This window comes from Vibrio sp. Isolate30, assembly GCF_022397975.1.
Lineage (GTDB): Bacteria > Pseudomonadota > Gammaproteobacteria > Enterobacterales > Vibrionaceae > Vibrio > Vibrio fortis.
In genome coordinates this window covers 626340-646436 of record NZ_JAKEUS010000001.1, presented here as the reverse complement: position 1 = coordinate 646436, position 20097 = coordinate 626340, and the positions used below count along the sequence as shown (strand labels likewise).

The window sequence follows — 20097 nt, the reverse complement described above, 5'->3', positions numbered from 1 at the left end:
TGATTATTCTTTGTCCATAGCAAAGTTTTAATCCAAGCCAAATTTGGCAAACATACCCCACGTGAAACTAAGGAATAGTTATGTCGCAAATCACACAAGATATCGAAATGATCGAAGTTGCAAAACGTGCTGCTGGTGCTCCATGGGATGCTATCAACCCTGAATCTGCTGCTCGTATGCGTGCTCAAAATAAATTCAAAACCGGTCTAGACATTGCGCAATACACGGCAGACATTATGCGTGCAGATATGGAGGCTTATGACAAAGACAGCTCTCAATACACTCAATCATTGGGTTGCTGGCATGGTTTTATCGGTCAACAGAAACTGATTTCAATTAAAAAGCACTTTGGCGGTAAAACAGATCGTCGTTACCTATACCTTTCTGGTTGGATGGTTGCGGCACTACGTTCAGAATTCGGTCCTCTTCCAGACCAGTCAATGCACGAGAAAACAACAGTTGCAGGTCTAGTTGAAGAGCTATACACCTTCCTACGCCAAGCAGATGCTCGTGAACTAGGTGGTCTGTTCCGTGAACTAGACGCAGCGCGTGAAGCAGGTGACGTTGATCTACAAGATTCTATTCAAGATAAAATCGACAACCATGTAACACACGTTGTGCCAATCATCGCGGATATCGATGCAGGTTTCGGTAACGCAGAAGCGACTTACCTAATGGCTAAGCAAATGATTGAAGCGGGCGCTTGTTGTCTACAGATCGAAAACCAAGTAGCAGATGAGAAGCAATGTGGTCACCAAGACGGTAAAGTAACCGTACCTCACGCGGACTTCCACGCAAAACTACGCGCACTTCGTTACGCTTTCCTAGAGCTAGGTATCGACAACGGCATCATCGTTGCACGTACTGACTCACAAGGTGCAGGTCTAACAAAAGAGATCGCAGTAGTGAAAGAGCCAGGTGACCAAGGCGATATCTATAACTCTTACCTAGATGTAGAAGAGATCGAAGTAGCAGATATGAAGCAAGGCGACGTTTGCTTCAACCGTGACGGCAAGCTTGTTCGTCCTAAGCGTCTACCTTCAGGCCTATACCAATTCCGTCAAGGTACTGGTGAAGATCGCTGTGTATTTGACTGTATTGAAGCAATCAACGCTGGTGCTGACCTACTTTGGATTGAGACTGAGAAACCACACATTGGTCAAATCAAAGAGATGATGGATGGCGTTCGTGCAGTACACCCTAATGCGAAACTGGTATACAACAACTCTCCATCGTTCAACTGGACGCTAAACTTCCGTCAACAAGCATACGATGCGATGGTTGAAGCAGGTGAAGACGTTTCTGCATACGACCGCGCAAGCCTAATGAGCGCTGAATACGACGAAACTGAGCTGTCTAAGCGTGCTGATGACAAAATCCGTACATTCCAAGCAGATGCGTCTCGTGAAGCCGGTATTTTCCACCACCTAATCACGCTACCAACGTACCACACGGCTGCGCTATCAACAGATAACCTAGCGAAAGAGTACTTCGGTGACCAAGGTATGCTGGGCTACGTTGCTAACGTTCAGCGTAAAGAGATTCGCCAAGGCATCGCATGTGTTAAACACCAAAACATGTCTGGTTCAGATATGGGTGATGACCACAAAGAGTACTTCGCGGGTGAGAACGCGCTGAAAGCTGCAGGTGAGTTGAATACTTCGCACCAATTTGACTAATCGCTTAACGAGCTTCCTCTCTTCTTCTCCTGGTGAGAGGGGAAGCTCATCTTACTAAGCTTTTATCCCCCGAAAGCTTGGTAACAAACAAATTGCGATATTTTCAAAAGCCAGAACTGCGTGATACACCACTGCTTCATCTCGCTTTTCTGGCTAAACTAATACCATTCATGTTGTTGAGAGTGCCTATGAATTCTGTACCTACCTACTTACAAGATGCAAAAGAACTGCTAACTGACGATGGCTTTGCAACCGGTGATATTTGGTATCACGGAACCTCGTCAGCCTTGCTTGCTTCCATTAAAGGGCAAGGGCTTAAACGCTCTGGAGATAAAGCACTCAATGAAGCAGCACAGAAAACCATGGCCACGATTGGCAATAACTACACAGAATCAACTGAGCCGGTGTTCCTGACTCAAAGTAAAGAACTGGCTTACTACTGGGCGCAACAAACGGTGCGCGAACGCAGCGTGCGTTTTGAAGGTGATGAACAACCTATCGTACTAGCGGTCAACTTATCAGAAAAACAACGAGTCAAAGTAAGACCGGACGTGGGCGCAATGAGCCTGTTGATGATGAGCATTGGCGAGAACTTTATGGCGCACTTGGCTCAGGTATATCAAGAGTGCGGCATTGAAGGACCAGATATCGAGCTTCGCTCAGCAGACAGAATGGACTACCTAAACAAACTCGGGATGGCGTATATCGATGAAGACATCAGCCGTGCATGTATCAACGAAGTGCTTGAACCAGCAATGGCTGACTGATCTCTCAGGTGGCATCGACTAGTAACGATTTTAAAAGAGGACTCATTGAGTCCTCTTTGTCATTTTATGTTTGCTATACCATTTAGCTCAATTGCAATCAGCCGCCGATGCTATTTACCACCAATGCTTAGGCGCGCAAAACGAACATCGGGTGCAAAGAAGGTTCGGCTGTCATTGCTTAGTTGGCTATTACCGACCGCATCAATCTCTTGAAGCATCTTGTAGAAGTTACCTGCCACCGTAATACCACGCACAGGCTGGACTCGTTCACCATCTCGACACAAGAAACCACTCGCACCAAATGAGAAGTCGCCGCTTACCGCATCCGCTCCAGAGTGAACACCTTGCAATTCCACCAGCTCCAAGTACTCGCCCGCTTTCACTTCTGCTGCGCTGCTTTGACCCGTTGCAATCACACGGTGGTTAGCAGATACATCCAAGCTAGACTTCGCACCACGCGCTGCACTCGCGGTCGATGTTGCACCTAAGTAACTTGCCGTTTGGCTGTTGTGAAGTAGCGTATTTAGCTGACCATCAACAATAATCGCATTATCTTGAGTTGCAAAACCTTCACTATCAAAGCTCGCAATCGCCATGCCATTCGGCATATACGCTTTATCAGTGAATGACAGCAGTTCGCTTGCGATACCTTGACCAAGCTTATCACCAAGTGGCGTAATACCTTTCATAGCGCTCACGCCAGAGAATGCAGAGCCAAATGCGCCAAACAAACTGCTAAGTGCATTAATGTTGAAGATCGCTGAGTAGTTTCCCGTCGCGACAGGCGCACCGTCAAGCAGGTCACGCGCTAAATTGTAACCTTGTTCAATACAGTACTCGGGTTTCAGCTCATTGAAGCGACGACCGACTGACATTTTACCCGCCATCGACTGCTTGCCATCTTTCTCAAACAATGTGTACGCATAACAGTTAAATGAACGCTCGAAATGCTTACACAGCGAACCTTGAGTGTTAGCAATGATTAATTGAGATTCACCATCGCTGTAACCATTGTAAGGAGAGCTCTTCGCGTGAGGCTGACTAATCACACCCTGTTCAAGCGCCAATGAGAGTTCGATTTTTTCATCAACCGAAGCCGTATCTTGCTGAGCAATTTCAGCCACATCCGTGGTAATGGTGCTGTTGACACAACTGATGGTTTGATGTTCATCCTGCTTAGAAAAACGAGCACTTTGTAATGCGTTCGTCAGCAGTAGATCTAGACTTGGTTGTTCTAGAGACTCGGAGTAACTGGTCGCCACACGAGCGTCTTTCACCACGCGTACACCCAGAACTTGGCTAGAACTCACTTTGTACTCATCAAGCTGACCTTGGTTGGCTTTTAGCGAAAAGCTATTGCTGCTGTTAACGATAACGTCAGCTTCGGCACCTTGGCGTTTTGCTTCGGAAAGTACGTATTCAACAGCATTAAGAAGTTGTTGTTCTTGGCTCATTAGTTCCCGCCTCCTACTAGAATGTTATCGACCTTCAACGTAGGTTGACCAACCGTAGTCGGTACCGAACCACTCACCGAACCACACATGCCCGGTGCTAACGCCATATCTTGCCCGACCATGCTGATCTCTTTTAGCACTTTAGGACCAGTACTAATCAAAGTCGCCGTCTTCAACGGTTTGGTGACTTTACCATTTTCAATCAAATACGCTTCGCGGACCGCAAAGTTAAACTCACCCGTGCCCGGCTGAACCGAACCACCGCCGAGCTTTTTCGCGTAGATACCGCGTTCAATGCCTGCGAACATCTCATCAAGAGTGTGTTCACCCTCTTCAATGAAGGTATTACGCATACGAGACGTAGGTGCAAACTTGTAGTTTTGACGACGGCCCGAGCCTGTTGGCTCATAGCCAGTTTTCATGCCACCCATTTTGTCGACCATAAAGCTCGTCAGCTTACCGTCTTTAATCAATTGAGTGCGTTGTGTTGGCATGCCTTCGTCATCAACATGAATAGAGCCCCACTCATTGGTCATGGTGCCATCATCCACTGCATTTACCGCAGTATGTGCAATCATTTCACCCATTTGGTCATGGAATACCGACGCCTTCTTAGCCACAGAAGTCGTCTCTAGTAAGTGGCCACACGCTTCGTGGAAGATTACCCCACCAAAGCCATTACCAATCACTACGGGCATTTCACCAGACGGACAAACATCCGCACCCAGTTTAATTAGGGCTTGCTGTGCAATGCTTTGACCAAGCTCTTTAGCATCTAACTGCTCACTAAACTCCCAGCCAGCAAGTGCTCCCGGTCCTTCCATACCCGACGATTGCTCTGTGCCTTTTTGTGCAACGGTATTACCTGATACGCGAATGTAGTGACGAGTATCATCTACGTGAAGGCCTTCAGAGTTGAAGATAGAGACTTGCTGTTCGCGTTGAAGCGCACTACCGATAAACTGGCTGATGTACTCACTTTCAGCACGAGCGGCTTTATCCGCTTGAAGTAAAAAAGCAATTTTTGAATCGAGATTCACGTCTTTGCTCAGTGGCATACGACAACCATGCTGCACTGGGTAACGGTTCAGATTCAGAGCACCTGCAGAAGCGATTTGCTCACGTTTATCTTTTGCCGCAAGCAGTGATGTTACGCGTTTAAGTTCATTCTCATCGGTGCTATTGGTATAACCGTAAAGGACTTTATGACCGAAGAATAGACGGATACCGATACCAAAATCGATGCCCGAGTTAACCTTGTCCACTTCACCAGACGCAATTTGCACGCTGCTGGTTTGGTGGTGTTCAACGAATAGCTCCGCGAAATCCGCCCCTAAAAAGAGAGCGTGATCGATCACCGCTTTCGCTGTTACAGAATTAAGCATGAAATCTCCTTGCTCGTTGATATTCCTAGCCAACCTAGACTACACATCAGCACTTCATCAGTATGGAATTCAGTTAGTTACAGCACTGAGGACATGTTGGCAATGCGTTAAATTTTAACATTATTTGCAGTATATGCTCTAAACAAAGCCGAATTTATTAAGTTACGAAAAGCTAAATTCTTTACACCGGGTGTAAAACTTTGCGAATACTAACCCCAACGTTTCCAAACCTTTTTCACATCAATCTAGATAGACTGAGTCCAAAAAATAAATCGCTGACTAAGCAGCGTTTTATATGGATTATTAAAGTCAATGTTATAACTCGTTACGATTTAACGTCTGTGGATTTTGAGGCAGTTTTAGCTTTACCATAAAACTTTATAAACGACTGCTCTGAAAATACACTCAGCATTCTATTAAAGTTCTCTCGCTCTTCTGGTTCAATCATTCGCGACTCAACTTTGAGTTCGGTTTTGATAGAAAGCTCTGTGGGTGACACAAGAGTTACTTGACGTATCAACGAGCCTAATGGATGACTCAATTCTAACGTTGGCGGCACATCAGTAATTTCCCATACATCATTGGTATCATAATTGATGGTCGAGGTGATATTTACGCCTTGGAAAAGCGCAGGATATTGCTCATTAAACATCTTTAGCTCTGACAGCTCACGCTCAATCCAAGCATCAGACTCTCCATAGTTCAGTTCTTCTCCAACAACTAAAAACGGTTCTAGAGTGGCGTCGGAATGAATAACAGAACCTTCAGTCATAGCATCAATATTCTCAACACGAAACTCTGGCTTACCTATTGATGAAACGACTTCGTGATATTCATCGGTCAATTTATTCAAACGGTCATCATGATTCAATTCAAACAAATTAGATCGTACAGCGGCGGCATATTCACCAACATACCTGCGCTTCTGAATCTCTTTTTGTCCACCAAACTCATCAAACGCAATCTTTGTTTGAGTATGTATTTTCCAGCGATAAGGGCTTTTTTGCACCGGCTCAAGTTGCGTATGCGCTGTTAATGGCAATGAGACTTTCCCTTGTACCCATGCAGGCGTATATTGCCAGTGAGTTTGAGAGTCTGTTGGATCAACGCAATAACGTTGACCATCATATTCAAAACAGACTATGACATGATTAAATGCCAACATACTTGGTATGATAACTCTTTCAGGGTCATTTCGGTTTGTCGCTACCAATACTAATTCTGGCTCTAAATTGAGTTTCTTTAACAGACTCAAAAGCAAAGTAGATTTATCTTTGCAGTCGCCAAATCGATTTTCTATCGTCTCTGCAATATCATGAGGCGTCATTGCATGGCCGAACTCAGAGCGCGAAACATATCGAATATCTCGAGAGACGAACGCCAAAATACGCTCTATCTTTTCATCCGTACTTTTCGCTCCTAATGTTAGCCTTAAAAAGAGGCTATCCAAACCAGTTTGGTCTGTCGAAGCTGCCGCCATCCTTGTTGACGCTAAATCTGCTATATCTTGCCAAGAATTCAGCGAGCCCACCGAAACACGGTTAATGCCGTCACGCCACAATACTTGATAGTCTCCCTCAAAGGCAGGAAGCTCCAACCCCTGACAGTCGAGGGTGTTATTCAACTGTTCACATTCAACAGCTTCAGTGTCTTTGGACCAGAATATCGGAGATTCATTACTCCAACTTACATTGAGTTTATACGCAGCAATTGGGTAATTTTGTTGAGTAAATAACTCTTCAGCCCAATCATGTTCCATCATCGAACGCTGAGTAACAACCTGATATTTTAGTACCGCAACACTTCCTTCCTCTAGGCCTGGAATAGCCAACGCGAGTTCCTTTTGACTCGAAAATGTGTTGTAACTACCAGTGTTCAACAACTGGACTTGTGAAGGTGAGATCTGTTTTACAACACCAACAGGAGAAACCGATGCCGCAGCCTGAATAACCACTTGTTGATAATTCGGATCGAAATACAAACTCATCGTGCCATATGACTCAGTATCGACAAATCGAGGGAAATAATTGACTACGGTTCTTTGTTCGATAACTTGTTCTGTCTGAACATCAAACTCTATATCCCTGAGCAGCTGTACCATCTCGGAATATTGATTGTCCTGAGGGATCAACAATAGAGCGTCTTTCAGGCTATCTTGAGAAAGCTCCCATCTAACATTAGATAAATCGTCAGCTTGAATGATTGATATATTTGACAAAGTTGCGAAGGCTAATGCCAATAACTGATTCAGTCTCATTGTAGTGTAAACTCCCTGATCATCGCTTCAAATTGAGGCTTTCTACGATTAAACGACAACTCAGGTTGGGAGAGCACGCCAAGCAACTCATATGTCTTATCTTGTGAGTGAATTAATGCTAAAAAACCAGCAGCGTTAGGCTTAAAGGTATCTTCAACACAGATAACTTCAATCTTTACGACAAATTCGTCGCCTATAAAGCGGCGATCTTCCCTACAGCTAGAGTTCCCAATTTGCTCTCTGAACCACTGGCGACGCCATTGAATATGATCATTAACGTCGTTAGTCGTAAACTTCCCATTTTCAAAAACCGTAAAGTAAGCATCAAAATCTTCACTTTCAAATTCAGCTAATGCGGTACCATCAGAATACGTACCGACTTCCACTTGTTGCCACCCTTTCCCATGAAACATCAACTTATAGTCATGATTTTCTTGTACAAATACACTTCCATTAGAGAAACTATCCAACTTCTCCACCATTAATGGGGAGAGGATAGAAAAGGCAAATATACCCGACACTGCCGGCGTCATTAACAAAACAATCATCCACTCTAATGGGTTGAAACCGCGCTCTTTTCCTGTGAATTCAATACCTTCAATCTGCTTCTTGTAGGCGTTTACACGGTAAGCGATAGCGCCAAACGAGATAGCAGTAAGTACGTATACAGCAAATTCTAGCCATGCTGGGGTTACCCATTTGGAAGTCCCAGTGAAGTACAGCGTTGTTAGTATGAATCCAAGACAACCCAATTCATATATGGTTTTAACCCTCGACTCAGTGCGATCATCTTCTAAATCACTCAGCGCCTTACCTAAGTTTCGAAACGCGAAAAACTGCACGATGGCAAAATAAGGAACGAATATCCATAACCAAGGTTTAAAATCAGCTCTAGATATAAGCTTGATTTCTTTAACGCGACGGTAGAACCAGAAACTGGAATAGAGGCCAAAGGTGCAGAAAAACAAGAGCGCATCTAAGAACGGTTTTCTCGGATAAGAAGCCATTATTTTTTTTGGCTTTTGTTCGCTAGGTGGAGAGACATTTTGTGTTTCGTCGCAAGGCATATTGGTGGTTTCTTGCATTTGTAAAAATCCATATTTTATTTTTAAGCCAAAACATCACAATCAACGATTAATGATGATTCTAAAGACATTGCATCATCTATTAGATAAATAGATACCCATGCTAAGTAGTTATTATATTTATGTTTTATAAACCGAGAATACTAACAGGGATGCATTGAAACATGAATGAAAAGCAGAAATAATAATTGATAGTTGTGATAATTTTACAAAACGAACATCAAAGACGTTATGAAGGTAGCTAGCCAAAAGAGTAAACAGCTCTCTCAATAAGTCGTTGACTATTTTGATACAACCAGCAACTACAAATATAGAGGCGCGAAGTCATTGGGTGGAGGGATAAAGTCACGAGGAAAAACACTTCGATTTATTAAGTTACTAAAAGCTAAATTCTTTACACCGGGTGTAAAAACCAGAAAGGTAAGCGAAAACTTGATCCGCTAAAGTTGGATATCGTCCTTAGTTCAACAGATTTAAAAGACTTCCCAAAGAGCGTCGTCACTACGAGAAACAGGGCTCAGCGAATCCCAAAGTCATGTAAGCCTCATCTCTTTCATAGCCTTTTTCTCGATACACAAAGCCAAAACTCGGAACAAAATAGGCGACGCTTTATACCGCATTTGCGCCAGTAATCAGCGGTAAAATAATCATCAGAAAAACAGCGAAGCCAAATCCGGAGTAGCCTGTATGAATGATGATGCTAAACACCTTCTGAGCCAACTTTGTGCTGAGTACGATAGTCTTTCTCAGATGTGCCAATCTCGACCATTTCCTGAGTTTTCTGAAACCATTCAGACCGAGTTTGGTCATTGCTTTGTTCGCTGCCCCGTAGGAAGCCAACGATTCAGCATTGTGGCGGTCTACTTCTCTCCTTCTGTCCGGAGTCAAGGCGTACTTACCGCGTTCATCGACTATGTAAAGCGTTCGCCCTACCACTACCGAGGCATTGAAGTCGCAATCATCGAGAACAAAAGACTGGCGCAGCATCTATTATCAATCGGTTGGCGATACAAATCTCTGTTCACCAAACTCTTTCGCTCTCAAACACCAACTTTAGTTCAAGATTTTTAGACACTTCCACACATTACTAGAGCAAAATGCACGCAATGGTATGACTAATTCACTAACGCTAACTAACTGATACATAAGGTTACAACTTGCTTTAATAACAGCCAGCAATACTGATCTGAGTTAATAAACCAGCTTCTAAATAACCTTATTTTTATAAAGGTTTAATAATAAAAATATAAGGAAGCAGTCATGAAAAAAGTTTTAGCTCTTGCTATAGCTACCGCAGTCTCAACACCTGTATTCGCTGACCATTCGACCATCAACGGTATGGACTTTGGCCCACTTGCGAAACTGGTTGGTACATGGAAATCCATCGATGCCGCTGGCGTTGATGTTTCACCCGGCCAGAAAGGCACAGAGGTTGGCGCAGGAGGTCCCGCAGTGACACCGTTTTATGAAGTGATGACATTTGAAGTTGCGGCAGATGCAACCAACGCCAGTGATCAGTACCTTGTTGCGCTGTACTACAAGCAAGAGGTATTCAGAAAAGCAGACGACTCTAAGTTCCATGATCAGCGTGGTTACTTCATTTACGACCAGAAGAATCAAATCGTCTACAACTCTTTTTGCGTACCAAGAACCACTTGTGTAACTGCAGAAGGGCCTGCAGGTGACAACATGACGCTGGTATCTTCGAAGCGCGGTATCGCAGAATCTGAATATATGACCGACAACGCGAAGACCACCGATTTCACTATGAATATCGTAATTTCGGATGAGCAAATCACCTACTCTCAAACCACTGGCTTGGAGATCTATGACAATGTGTTCGCTCACACTGACTCAAGCACCCTAGTTAAGGTGGAATAAAAAGGGCGAGCCTCCAAATAACCCATCCACAACAAGTTTAACGCCCAATGCTCATCTGCTTTGGGCGTTTTTCTATTCCTTTCTGAGCCTATTTCTAATAGCAAGTTATTAATAATTCGAACGAAATCGCTTCCTTCTCTCTGTTTGTGAGCTAAGATTTTAAGTAACCCAATTTGTGAGCGTTACTGCTAAAACAAGCCCCTAGGAGAGGTAATGGAAAGCCCACTCGTCGCACTCAAATGTGTCAGTAAAAGCTTTATTGATGGCAAAGAGAATCATCAGGTATTAGAGAACGTCAACTTTACGCTACAGACAGGTTCCAGTGTCGCTTTAACAGGAGCCAGTGGTAGCGGAAAAAGCACGCTACTGAACATGATTGCTGGGTTTGAGCCGCTATCCTCTGGTGAGCTATGGCTCGATGGCGACAACACCAACCATTGGAAAGATCCACACTGGAGCCAATTTCGTCATCAAAAACTCGGCGTGATCTTCCAACAGTTCAACCTATTAACGCCCCTGAATGTGAAACAGAACATCGCCTTTCCGCTGCATTTGAATCAGCAAAAATGGAATGACTGGTGTGACTATTTGGTCGAGACACTTGGCATCAACCAACTGCTCGAACGGCATGTATCTGCGCTGTCCGGCGGGCAACAGCAACGAGTGGCGATCGCGCGCGCACTGGCACATCGACCCAAGCTGCTATTGGCCGATGAGCCAACCGGCAACCTCGACCAAAAAGCCGGTATCGAAGTGATGAAACTATTAAGTAAAATCACGATACAAGGTAACACTGCAGTTCTGTTGGTCACCCACAGCAATGACTGCGCCGAATTTATGCAGACGCGATTACGACTTGAAAATAGTGAGTTGTACAATGATCGGATAGTACGTCCACAAAACCTAAGCGACGTGTCACATGGAGCACGCTAGGATCAACTCTTTCAAGTTCAGCCATACCAAGCTTACGCTGAACCTGTTCGCTGCCCACTATCGGCAAGCGCCACTTCAAGCTGCAGCGATTTTGATTGGCATTGTATTGGCAGTAACCCTATTTGTTGCAGTACAAGCCATCAACCTCAACGCCAAGCGCAGTTATGCCGAATCCACTGAACAACTCAGTGCGCAAGCGCAGAATCTGATTATTCCACCAGCAGGGCAAAACTACATACCGGAGTTAGTCTACTTCACTCTCAGACAACAAGGGTTGAGCGCGGCATTGCCTGTAATTGAAGGCAGGGTGAGAGATGAACAAGGGCGCCGTTGGTCGATACAAGGCAGTGAACTGATCACCGCGATCACATCCCGCTCTCGTTACGCATCAGACAATGATCAGAACGTTTCTCTATTCGATAGCTTGCTGCCGCTACCAGAACTCTTAGCCAACAAACCACTCGTGATGATGAGCCAGTCGCAATACCAAAATATCGGCGAACTCGATACGCTGATTTTGGACGACATTAAAACTCAGGTGGTGGTTTTACCCGACGAGTGGCAGCTCGGTAGCCGAATGTTGATGGACATTGGATTTGCGCAAACGTTGCTTAATAAACCAGGTCAACTCAGTTACATCGCCATTTTCGATTTAGGGAATGACACTCAAACCAATTGGCAAAAGTACGTTGGCGATCAAGGGCAATGGATCACCAATAACCAAAGCACCGATTTGGGCTCTCTGACCGACAGCTTTCATCTCAATCTAACGGCAATGAGTTTGCTCGCATTTCTGGTCGGACTGTTCATCGCCTATAACGGCGTGAAATATAGCTTACTCAAACGTAATCGACTGCTCGTGCAAATTCAGCAAGCGGGAATAGCACCCACTCTGGTATTCTCAGCCTTGCTCATCGAGCTCACAATCTTAGTGACCATTGGTGCCTCAATCGGCTTTGTTTTGGGTATGCAGCTTAGCCATTGGCTACACCCAACGGTTGCGCTTACCTTAGAACAACTCTATGGCGCGACGTTACTCCCAGGAACGTGGCAATGGCAGTGGTGGGCTCAAGCTCTACTACTCACCTTGGCTGCGACACTGCTTGCATGCTGGCAGCATTTTAAACAACGAGTGCAGCAACCGCTCTCTTCTCATGGTGGCTATTACCAAGCGCCAGATTCATCCAATGAAAACCAACTGTTCATTGCTGGCGTACTACTCACCATTTTAGCATTAGCGGGGCTTTGGCTTAGCGAACATCATCGTTTCACTATGGTATGGTTGGGGCTTTTAGTCGTGTCGATTCCTTTATACCTTCCAAAAACACTGATGATATTGGCGGTTTGGTTTGAACAGCGCACACGTTCCGGGCTAATACAGTATTTATTTGCCGAACTGCGAGAGCTTATTTCGCCTCTTTCTCTGGCGATGATGGCACTGCTGCTCGCTGTGACCGCCAATATGGGGATGAACACCCTAGTCGGCAGCTTTGAATCGACACTCAAACAGTGGCTTGAACAGCGGCTTCATGCCGACATCTATGTCAGCCCATCTCTGGGAGAGATCGCCAATGTTGAGAAAGCTCTTGAGCAATTTGAGAACGTCCAAACCGTTTATAAGCAGTATTACGTCGACGACAACCTATATGGCTTACCTATTTTGCTCGGCACCAAAGACAAAGACACTCTAGAGCAGACCATGGTGTTTCAATCTCGGCTTGATGACTTTTGGCCGCGCTTTTATCAAGGTGAAGTCGTTGCCATCAGCGAACCGACTGCAGTTAAACTTAGGTTGTCACTTGCGAGTGAATTTAAGCTCGACGCGATTCCAAACAAAGAACTTATAGTCGGCGCTGTTTTCCATGATTACGGCTCCCCAAATGGAGAAATACTCATAGCGCCGCAACTGTGGCGAGAAAGCGGTTTTACCGACTTGCCCACCAGCCTTGGTATTAAAGTGTCTGGCAATCCAGAGTTGGTTTATGAACAGTTACGTAAAGAACTGAACCTGCACCCAAGTCAGGTCTACGATCAAGCGCAGATCAAATCTATCGCCTTGGATATATTCTCCCAAACCTTTGCCATCACCCGAGCGTTAAACGGTGTCACATTGATGGTCGCTGTAATCGGCCTGTTCACTGCCTGTTTTATGTTGCTCGATGCGCGCAAAGCCGCGATTGCAAGGCTATATGCACTTGGTGTGAATCGTAAAAAACTGATGGCGATGGTGATTGGGCAAATTGCCGCGCTAGTCAGTTTTACTCTTGTTATCGCCTTACCATTAGGGGCTTTGGTCGGTTATGTACTCACCGATATTGTTACATTGCGCGCTTTTGGGTGGAGCTTAAACTACCTATGGAATTGGAGTGATGCGCTGAACATAGCTGGCGTTACGATTGTGGTCGCCGTGATTGCCACCCTAATACCACTTTGGCGTTTAGTCAGTAAACCTGTCGTCTCCAGCTTGCAAAGTGAGGTTCTATAATGATTCAAACCATCAAACTCAGCACTTTTGCACTGATCGCTCTGGCACTCCTTGGTTGTGAAGAGTCGCAACCTCAAACCATGGGGACACTATTAGGAAGTGCTGAAAGCGACCAATTACAAGACAACCTGTTCACTCCCGTTCTTGAAGGCGTTGAAATCAACTTCCCCGCAGACCACCAAGCCCATCCCGATTTTCGCCATGAATGGTGGTACTTAACCGCCAATTTAACCGGTGAAGATGGCCAAGCACTCGGAGTGCAGTGGACCCAATTTCGCTTTGCCGCTGCTCCGCCATCCAATTCAAATGAAGCTAAAAAAACACAATGGCAAAGCAACCAGATCTACATGGCGCACAGTGCTGTTACTACTCAGAAAAAGCACTACGCAGATGAAAAATGGTCTCGTGACCACGCAGCATTAGCAGGTGTCGATGCTTCACCATTTCGGGTTTATCTTGATGATTGGCAATGGACATCGTCGACCGATGATCTTTTCCCTGCCACGTTGAATGCAAGCTCCGAACAATTCGGCTACTCGCTTACTCTCACCAGTCGTGCGCCTTATCAAAAGCAAGGCAAGCAGGGCTACAGTGTAAAAAGTACCGATGGGCAGGTGGCTTCGTACTACTACAGCCAACCCTTTATTGATGTTTCTGGTGAAGTAATCATTGATGGCAACACGCATCAAGTCTCAGGAAAAGGTTGGATAGATAGGGAGTGGAGCTCGCAGTTCTTACTTGATTCACAACAGGGGTGGGATTGGTTTGCATTAAGGCTTAATGATGAAACCAGTTTAGTGGTATTCCAACTGCGCGACTCTGAAACGGGGAGCGCAAGTTACTCCAATGCACGCTTAATGCATAAAGACGGTTCAGGCACATCAATTGCGCAAGATGCGATTGAAATGCGTGTGCAGAAATATACGGAAATCGATAACCGAGACTACCCAACAGAGTGGACAATCTCGATTCCAAACCACGAAATTGAACTTACCGTTTCGGCACTCAATCCCAACGCAAAAATGCCGCTGTCCGTCCCATACTGGGAAGGCCCTGTCATCATCCAAGGCTCCCATTCTGGAAGTGGGTATATGGAACTGACGGGGTATTGAGTGAAATTAGATACTGTTTTCAGTTCTCACACTTGTTTGTCAACCTGAACTCTCCACTTGAAACTCCAGAGGAACTTGTAACAACACCAGCCAAGAGCAAATTCAACATAATTTTATTAATCATTACGATATATCACTACCACATGTAAAAATGACCGGACTCTCGCTGATAAACTTCGATAGCATCACTGGAACCAACTGCTATCAGCAGTCATTCCTTCTGAGATAAGTTAGTCACCCCCACCAGTATCTCCCCCTTCACTACTATCGAAGTCACTCCAATCAGAGGAACTCGATCTCAAACAAACATCAAAACGAGATCCGAAAACGACTAGAAAAATGACTATGCCTACAGCTAAGAAAAACCATCCTCGATCATTGGAGATATCATTTATCAAATCACCAATCCCCACAAATAGCAGAGTTGCCAGTAATACTGAGAAAAAGACTTTCATATGGCTCCATTTCTACCCAATAATGCTTAAACAGAATTCTACAAGTGGTTTTTAACTAAAAACAAGGACTTAATATTAGACACAATGATACATGGATCAAAATTTATAAAACCCGCAAATAATTAAGCATCAAGAAATCAACCCTATAAAGCGCCAAGGGTGTTGATTCATATAAATCATCGCCCCCTAGTGACTTTCCCCCAAGTCACCAATGTCCATACACGACATGCCTGTTGTCGTGTTGTTCACTCGCTTGTTGCCTGCTGCACTCTTTAAACTCACGCCATCTTTTCGAGTTTAGAGGTTGTTATGATCCGTTTCTTACTGTGTAGTTTTAGCTTTGTACTGCTCTACCCAACTGCCATTGATCTGTATTTAGTTGGGTTACCGCAAATCGCGGCGGATCTGAATGCGACCGAATCACAGCTGCATACCGCGTTTTCGATTTATTTAGCAGGTATGGCTAGCACCATGTTATTGGCAGGCAAAGTGGCGGACCAACTGGGAAGAAAGCCTGTCATCATTATCGGGGCTTTGATCTTTATTGCGGCATCTCTGTTCGCGGGCAGTACCGAACAAATCTCAGTATTTTTAACTGGTCGGTTCTTCCAAGGAGTTGGGGCTGGGGCTTGTTATGTGGTCGCCTTTGCAATTCTTCGAGATGTACTGGATGATCAAGCCCGAGCAAAAGTGCTCTCTATGCTCAATGGCATCACCTGTATTATCCCAGTGATTGCACCAGTGGTTGGCCACATGATCATGCTCTACTCTCCGTGGCAAACCCTATTTACAGTAATGGCAGCGATTGGTGTAGTGGTATGCGTTCTCGCCACCTTTGTGCTGCGTGAAACCTTAACTAAAGAACGATCTAACGCCAATCTAGAAAAGACCTCCGAGTCTTTTATCAATGGCTATTTCTTAAGAAGACTGGTTATTACGACATTAGGCGTTGCCACAATACTTAGTTATGTGAACGTATCACCGATGGTGATCATGGGGACGCTAGAAATGGATCGTGGCGGTTACTCATCAGTCATGGCATACACCGCATTGGCAGGTATGCTCACCTCCTTTTGTACGCCATTTATCTTGAATAATGTGAATCAGAAAACCCTTATCGTTAGCTCACAACTTCTGTTTGCGACTGCGGCAACAGGGTTGTTGTTCTCTTCTCAACTACACCTTGCTACACCTTATTACCTCGCATCGTTCGTCGCCTTATGTATTGGCTTCTCTCTGGGCTTTGGAGTAACAATGAGTCAGGCTTTAGCGCCATTTAGCCAACGTGCAGGGGTCGCTAGCTCACTACTTGGTATTAGCCATGTCTCTTTCTCTGCGGCGTATATCTGGCTAATGGGAGCGTTAGGTATTAATGCATTGAATATTCTAATCTTTATCTTAGTCTTAGGTAGTATCGCCAGTTGCGCTCTATTACTATTAGAACGAATACAAACAACGAATCGTCACTATGAAGAAAGCTCTCAACCGTCTTGATCTCAACTTACTTTTCACGCTGCAATTGCTTGTGCAAGAGCGTAGCGTGTCTATGACGGCGAAAAAACTCAACGTTACGCCGTCTACCGTGAGTAAGTCTTTAAATAAACTAAGGGATTGGTTTGATGATCCGCTGTTTGTAAAAACACCAAAAGGGTTAGCACCTACGCCTCTAGTCGAGAGTATGGAACAAGACCTGTCAGACTGGTTGCAGAAAAGCCATCAGCTAATGGATAAACGCAGTGAAGCGGCAAACAATAAGGTGCACTTCGATCTCCATATCGAGTCTCCCTTACTGCTCACGTTTTTGAACGACCTACTACTCAAAATTGATCAGAGTTATCCCAATGCGAGCATTAAGACCAGCAATTGGGACTACGATTCAATAGATGCTCTAATTCGTGGTGAGGCTGATATTGCGTTCACGGGGCGAGAAACTCACCCGAGGTCAAAAGAATCCCTGGATTTGATGCCCTACTCTATCGACTTTGAAGTATTGTTCAACGACGAACCTAAGGTGTTTCTGCGAGACGATCATCCTGCTCTAAAAGAAGAATGGACGCTCGATACCTTCCTCAAATACACCCACATCAACATCGTGTGGGAGAAAAGCGAAACATGGGCTCTTGATGAAGTTCTGAAAGAGATAAGGAGAACCCGAAATGTTGGGTTGACCCTATCTAGCTTTGAGCAAGCTCTTTATATGGCAGCGCAACCGGAGCATCAAATGCTGACAACCTCTCCCGGCTATTGTGAAGATTATATCAAGCAACTTCATCCCAATTTAGTCGCACTGCCGCTACCGCTAGCGGGTGAACAGTTAGAAAAACTGACGATCCCATTCACCATGATGTGGCATAAGCGTAATGCTTATAACCCTAAGCTTGTTTGGCTCAAAGAGACACTCAGAAACTTAATGACGAACTAACTCTAACTGGGACCTTTTCCTGCACACTAGACCCTGTTCACAGCCTCGCGCAATGATTGTAGCGAGGCTTTTATTTGCTCTAATGGTGCAGCAAAGTTCATGCGATAAAAGTTCTGATCGGGTTCACCAAACCAAGTACCTGGAGTTAATGCCAGTTTCGCGTCGTTCACAAGCAGTGACTTAAGTTGCTCAGCCTCTAGACCCAATCCTGTAAAATCAAACCAAATCTGGTTAGTGCCTTGTGGCTTGAATACCTTAACTTGCGGTAGGTGTTCTGCCATGAACTCAATGATCCAGTCGCGACTCGCTTGTGTGTATTGAAGAAACAGTTCAAACCATTCTTCGCCTTGTTGGTAAGCCGCGATCGTCGCATACGTTGTAAAAGCGTTGCCGTGACTCAGCGCCATGGATTCGACTGTCGCGTTGATTTGCTCTTTCAGGTCGTTATTAGCCGCGTAAATGTAACCATTGGAGATGCTATTCAGGCCGAAGTTTTTAGCGGGAGAGCCAATGATGGTCACGCTCTTCTCATAATCGAACTCAGCCAGGCTGGTAAACTTCGCGCCATCAAAAATGATATCTGCATGCACTTCATCACTCACGATCAAGGTCTGGTATTTCTCTGCTATCTCAACCATTCGAGCCAGCTCTTGCTGTGTCCATACTCGACCAACAGGATTGTGAGGGTTACACAATAGAACCATCTTCACGTTACCGTCACGAAGTTGTTCCTCAAACGCATCAAAATCCATGACATAACGATCTTGTTCAATCTTAAGCGTATTGTTGACCGCGGTTCTACCTGCCGACTCGATCAAGCGGCGGAACTGGTGATAGACAGGAGTTTGGATAAGGACACCCTCACCTTTTTCCGTAAATTCACGAATCAAAAGAGCAATGGCACTTAATACACCTGGCACTTGCACAAACTTGGCTGGATCTAACTCCAAGCCGTGACGTTTCTGGTTCCAAAGCGCAATCTCTTTAAAGATTGTTTCAGAATCAAACTCATAGGAGTAAGTTTCGCGACTTACCAAGCCCTGTATCGCTTGCGTAATTGGTGTCGCGATAGGAAAAGCCATATCGGCAATCCAATATGGGGTAACGTCATCCGAACCATAGACTTGTTTGAGCATTTTGCTGTCGTGCTTGATGAATTTATCAAGGGCGTTTTGGTTATCTGGAATGGCTTTAAACATCGTTTCTCTCTGTTAGTTTCTAGTTTTCTACCTATAAGACGCTACAACATGGAAAAAGACGCAAATTATTTCTATTTTTTCTTAGAATCATGTGAAAACGTTTGAAGCTTGTATTTGCGAAACTGTGTTGCGTCGATACACCCACTATGAGACGTATATTGAATTGCTCAAAGAATTTTCACCAAGGCTGCCGCAGTCAAAATTAAGCCAATGAGAGTCTTGTCACTAGTATCCCGAACGACCGCACGTTAACATCATCTGAATTCGTAAACGGTTTGAGGTTATAGATGCTAGTTACCCAGCAGGATATCTATCATTCAGATGAGCTACTGCAATTATTACAAAGCAATGAGAACAAGTTGAACCTGCGCTCTACGATACTACCTAGTGGCAAAACCATCTTGCATCAGGGTGACGAGATAGAAGACATCTTGTTTATATGCCAAGGAGAAGTGTCACTGTATCGAACTTCTGAAGGAGGACGGCGCTATCAGTTGGGCTGCTACAAGCACAATGGTTTTCTTGGACTTATGGAGCTATTTTCTGGCAAAGTATGCTTCTACTCCGTTGTTTTAGAATCTGAAGCCCAAGCTTATATTGTTAATGGCAGTGCTTTTCAGCAATTGGTGTGCGAGACGCCAGAGCTTGCCGCCAGCACATTCAAACACCTCACGTCGAAATGGTATCTATCTGTCGAGAGGATGACACGTAACATACTACACTCAATAACCTACTGCGTTGTCGATGACTTGCTCGAACATGAGGCTCAATCATCTGGTCGACCTTATACTGCGAATAAGAATCTTGAGTGTGAAAGGCTTGGTACTAGCCTAAGAGTTTACAATCGTATTTTGAAACAACTGTCTGAACGTGGCGCAATTCGTGTTCATCGCGGCTACTTGGAAGTGTTAAGTGTTTCGATACTTGAGCAAATTCGATTAGAAGAAGTAGAAAAATAGAGCGACACCATTGAGGTCGCTCTA

General features: G+C 44.8%; 15 protein-coding genes. 10 read left to right on the top strand and 5 right to left on the bottom strand.

What is annotated here, in order from left to right; translation table 11 throughout:
• Window positions 1-80: 80 nt before the first annotated feature.
• A complete protein-coding gene (locus L1D60_RS02845) occupies window positions 81-1679 on the top strand; it encodes an isocitrate lyase (RefSeq protein WP_239839651.1) in 1599 nt (532 codons plus the stop codon).
• 188 nt (window positions 1680-1867) lie between these two features.
• The gene (locus tag L1D60_RS02840; protein ID WP_239839650.1) at window positions 1868-2446 is read left to right on the top strand and encodes a hypothetical protein; all 579 of its coding nucleotides are present in this window, start codon (window positions 1868-1870) and stop codon (window positions 2444-2446) included.
• Between the two features lie 110 nt (window positions 2447-2556).
• Here the strand turns inward: L1D60_RS02840 and L1D60_RS02835 are convergent, their stop codons facing one another.
• The 4 genes from L1D60_RS02835 to L1D60_RS02820 form a co-directional block, all read right to left on the bottom strand.
• Entirely contained in the window at window positions 2557-3900 is a 1344-nt protein-coding gene (locus L1D60_RS02835; RefSeq protein ID WP_239839649.1) for a TldD/PmbA family protein, read from the bottom strand.
• Window positions 3900-5285 carry a TldD/PmbA family protein gene (locus tag L1D60_RS02830; protein WP_239839648.1) on the bottom strand — a complete coding sequence of 462 codons (1386 nt, stop codon included), beginning with the start codon at window positions 5283-5285 and terminating at the stop codon, window positions 3900-3902. The genes L1D60_RS02835 and L1D60_RS02830 overlap by 1 nt, the downstream gene beginning before the upstream one ends.
• 325 nt (window positions 5286-5610) lie before the next feature.
• On the bottom strand, window positions 5611-7542 hold the full coding sequence (locus L1D60_RS02825) for a DUF3857 domain-containing protein (protein WP_239839647.1): 1932 nt from the start codon (window positions 7540-7542) through the stop codon (window positions 5611-5613).
• Window positions 7539-8627 carry a hypothetical protein gene (locus L1D60_RS02820; RefSeq protein WP_239839646.1) on the bottom strand — a complete coding sequence of 363 codons (1089 nt, stop codon included), beginning with the start codon at window positions 8625-8627 and terminating at the stop codon, window positions 7539-7541. The genes L1D60_RS02825 and L1D60_RS02820 overlap by 4 nt, the downstream gene beginning before the upstream one ends.
• 687 nt (window positions 8628-9314) lie before the next feature.
• Between L1D60_RS02820 and L1D60_RS02815 the strand changes: the two genes are divergently transcribed.
• The 7 genes from L1D60_RS02815 (at window position 9315) to yidZ (ending at window position 17915) form a co-directional block, all read left to right on the top strand.
• The gene (locus L1D60_RS02815) at window positions 9315-9698 is read left to right on the top strand and encodes a hypothetical protein (RefSeq protein WP_239839645.1); all 384 of its coding nucleotides are present in this window, start codon (window positions 9315-9317) and stop codon (window positions 9696-9698) included.
• A gap of 189 nt (window positions 9699-9887) precedes the next feature.
• Window positions 9888-10508, top strand: a complete 621-nt coding sequence (locus L1D60_RS02810; protein WP_239839644.1) for a heme-binding beta-barrel domain-containing protein — start codon at window positions 9888-9890, stop codon at window positions 10506-10508.
• Between the two features lie 213 nt (window positions 10509-10721).
• Entirely contained in the window at window positions 10722-11441 is a 720-nt protein-coding gene (locus tag L1D60_RS02805) for an ABC transporter ATP-binding protein (protein WP_239839643.1), read from the top strand.
• A complete protein-coding gene (locus L1D60_RS02800) occupies window positions 11428-13926 on the top strand; it encodes an ABC transporter permease (RefSeq protein WP_239839642.1) in 2499 nt (832 codons plus the stop codon). The genes L1D60_RS02805 and L1D60_RS02800 overlap by 14 nt, the downstream gene beginning before the upstream one ends.
• Window positions 13926-15038 carry a lipocalin-like domain-containing protein gene (locus tag L1D60_RS02795; RefSeq protein ID WP_239839641.1) on the top strand — a complete coding sequence of 371 codons (1113 nt, stop codon included), beginning with the start codon at window positions 13926-13928 and terminating at the stop codon, window positions 15036-15038. The genes L1D60_RS02800 and L1D60_RS02795 overlap by 1 nt, the downstream gene beginning before the upstream one ends.
• 764 nt (window positions 15039-15802) lie before the next feature.
• Window positions 15803-16987: an MFS transporter gene (locus L1D60_RS02790; protein ID WP_239839640.1), complete on the top strand. Its 1185-nt coding sequence runs from the start codon at window positions 15803-15805 to the stop codon at window positions 16985-16987.
• On the top strand, window positions 16962-17915 hold the full coding sequence (gene yidZ / locus L1D60_RS02785) for an HTH-type transcriptional regulator YidZ (protein ID WP_239839639.1): 954 nt from the start codon (window positions 16962-16964) through the stop codon (window positions 17913-17915). Before L1D60_RS02790 ends, yidZ begins: the two co-directional genes overlap by 26 nt.
• 26 nt (window positions 17916-17941) lie before the next feature.
• Here the strand turns inward: yidZ and L1D60_RS02780 are convergent, their stop codons facing one another.
• On the bottom strand, window positions 17942-19114 hold the full coding sequence (locus L1D60_RS02780; protein ID WP_239839638.1) for a PatB family C-S lyase: 1173 nt from the start codon (window positions 19112-19114) through the stop codon (window positions 17942-17944).
• Between the two features lie 287 nt (window positions 19115-19401).
• Between L1D60_RS02780 and L1D60_RS02775 the strand changes: the two genes are divergently transcribed.
• Window positions 19402-20073, top strand: coding sequence for a Crp/Fnr family transcriptional regulator (locus L1D60_RS02775; protein ID WP_239839637.1), 672 nt, complete (start codon window positions 19402-19404; stop codon window positions 20071-20073).
• Window positions 20074-20097 lie beyond the last annotated feature (24 nt).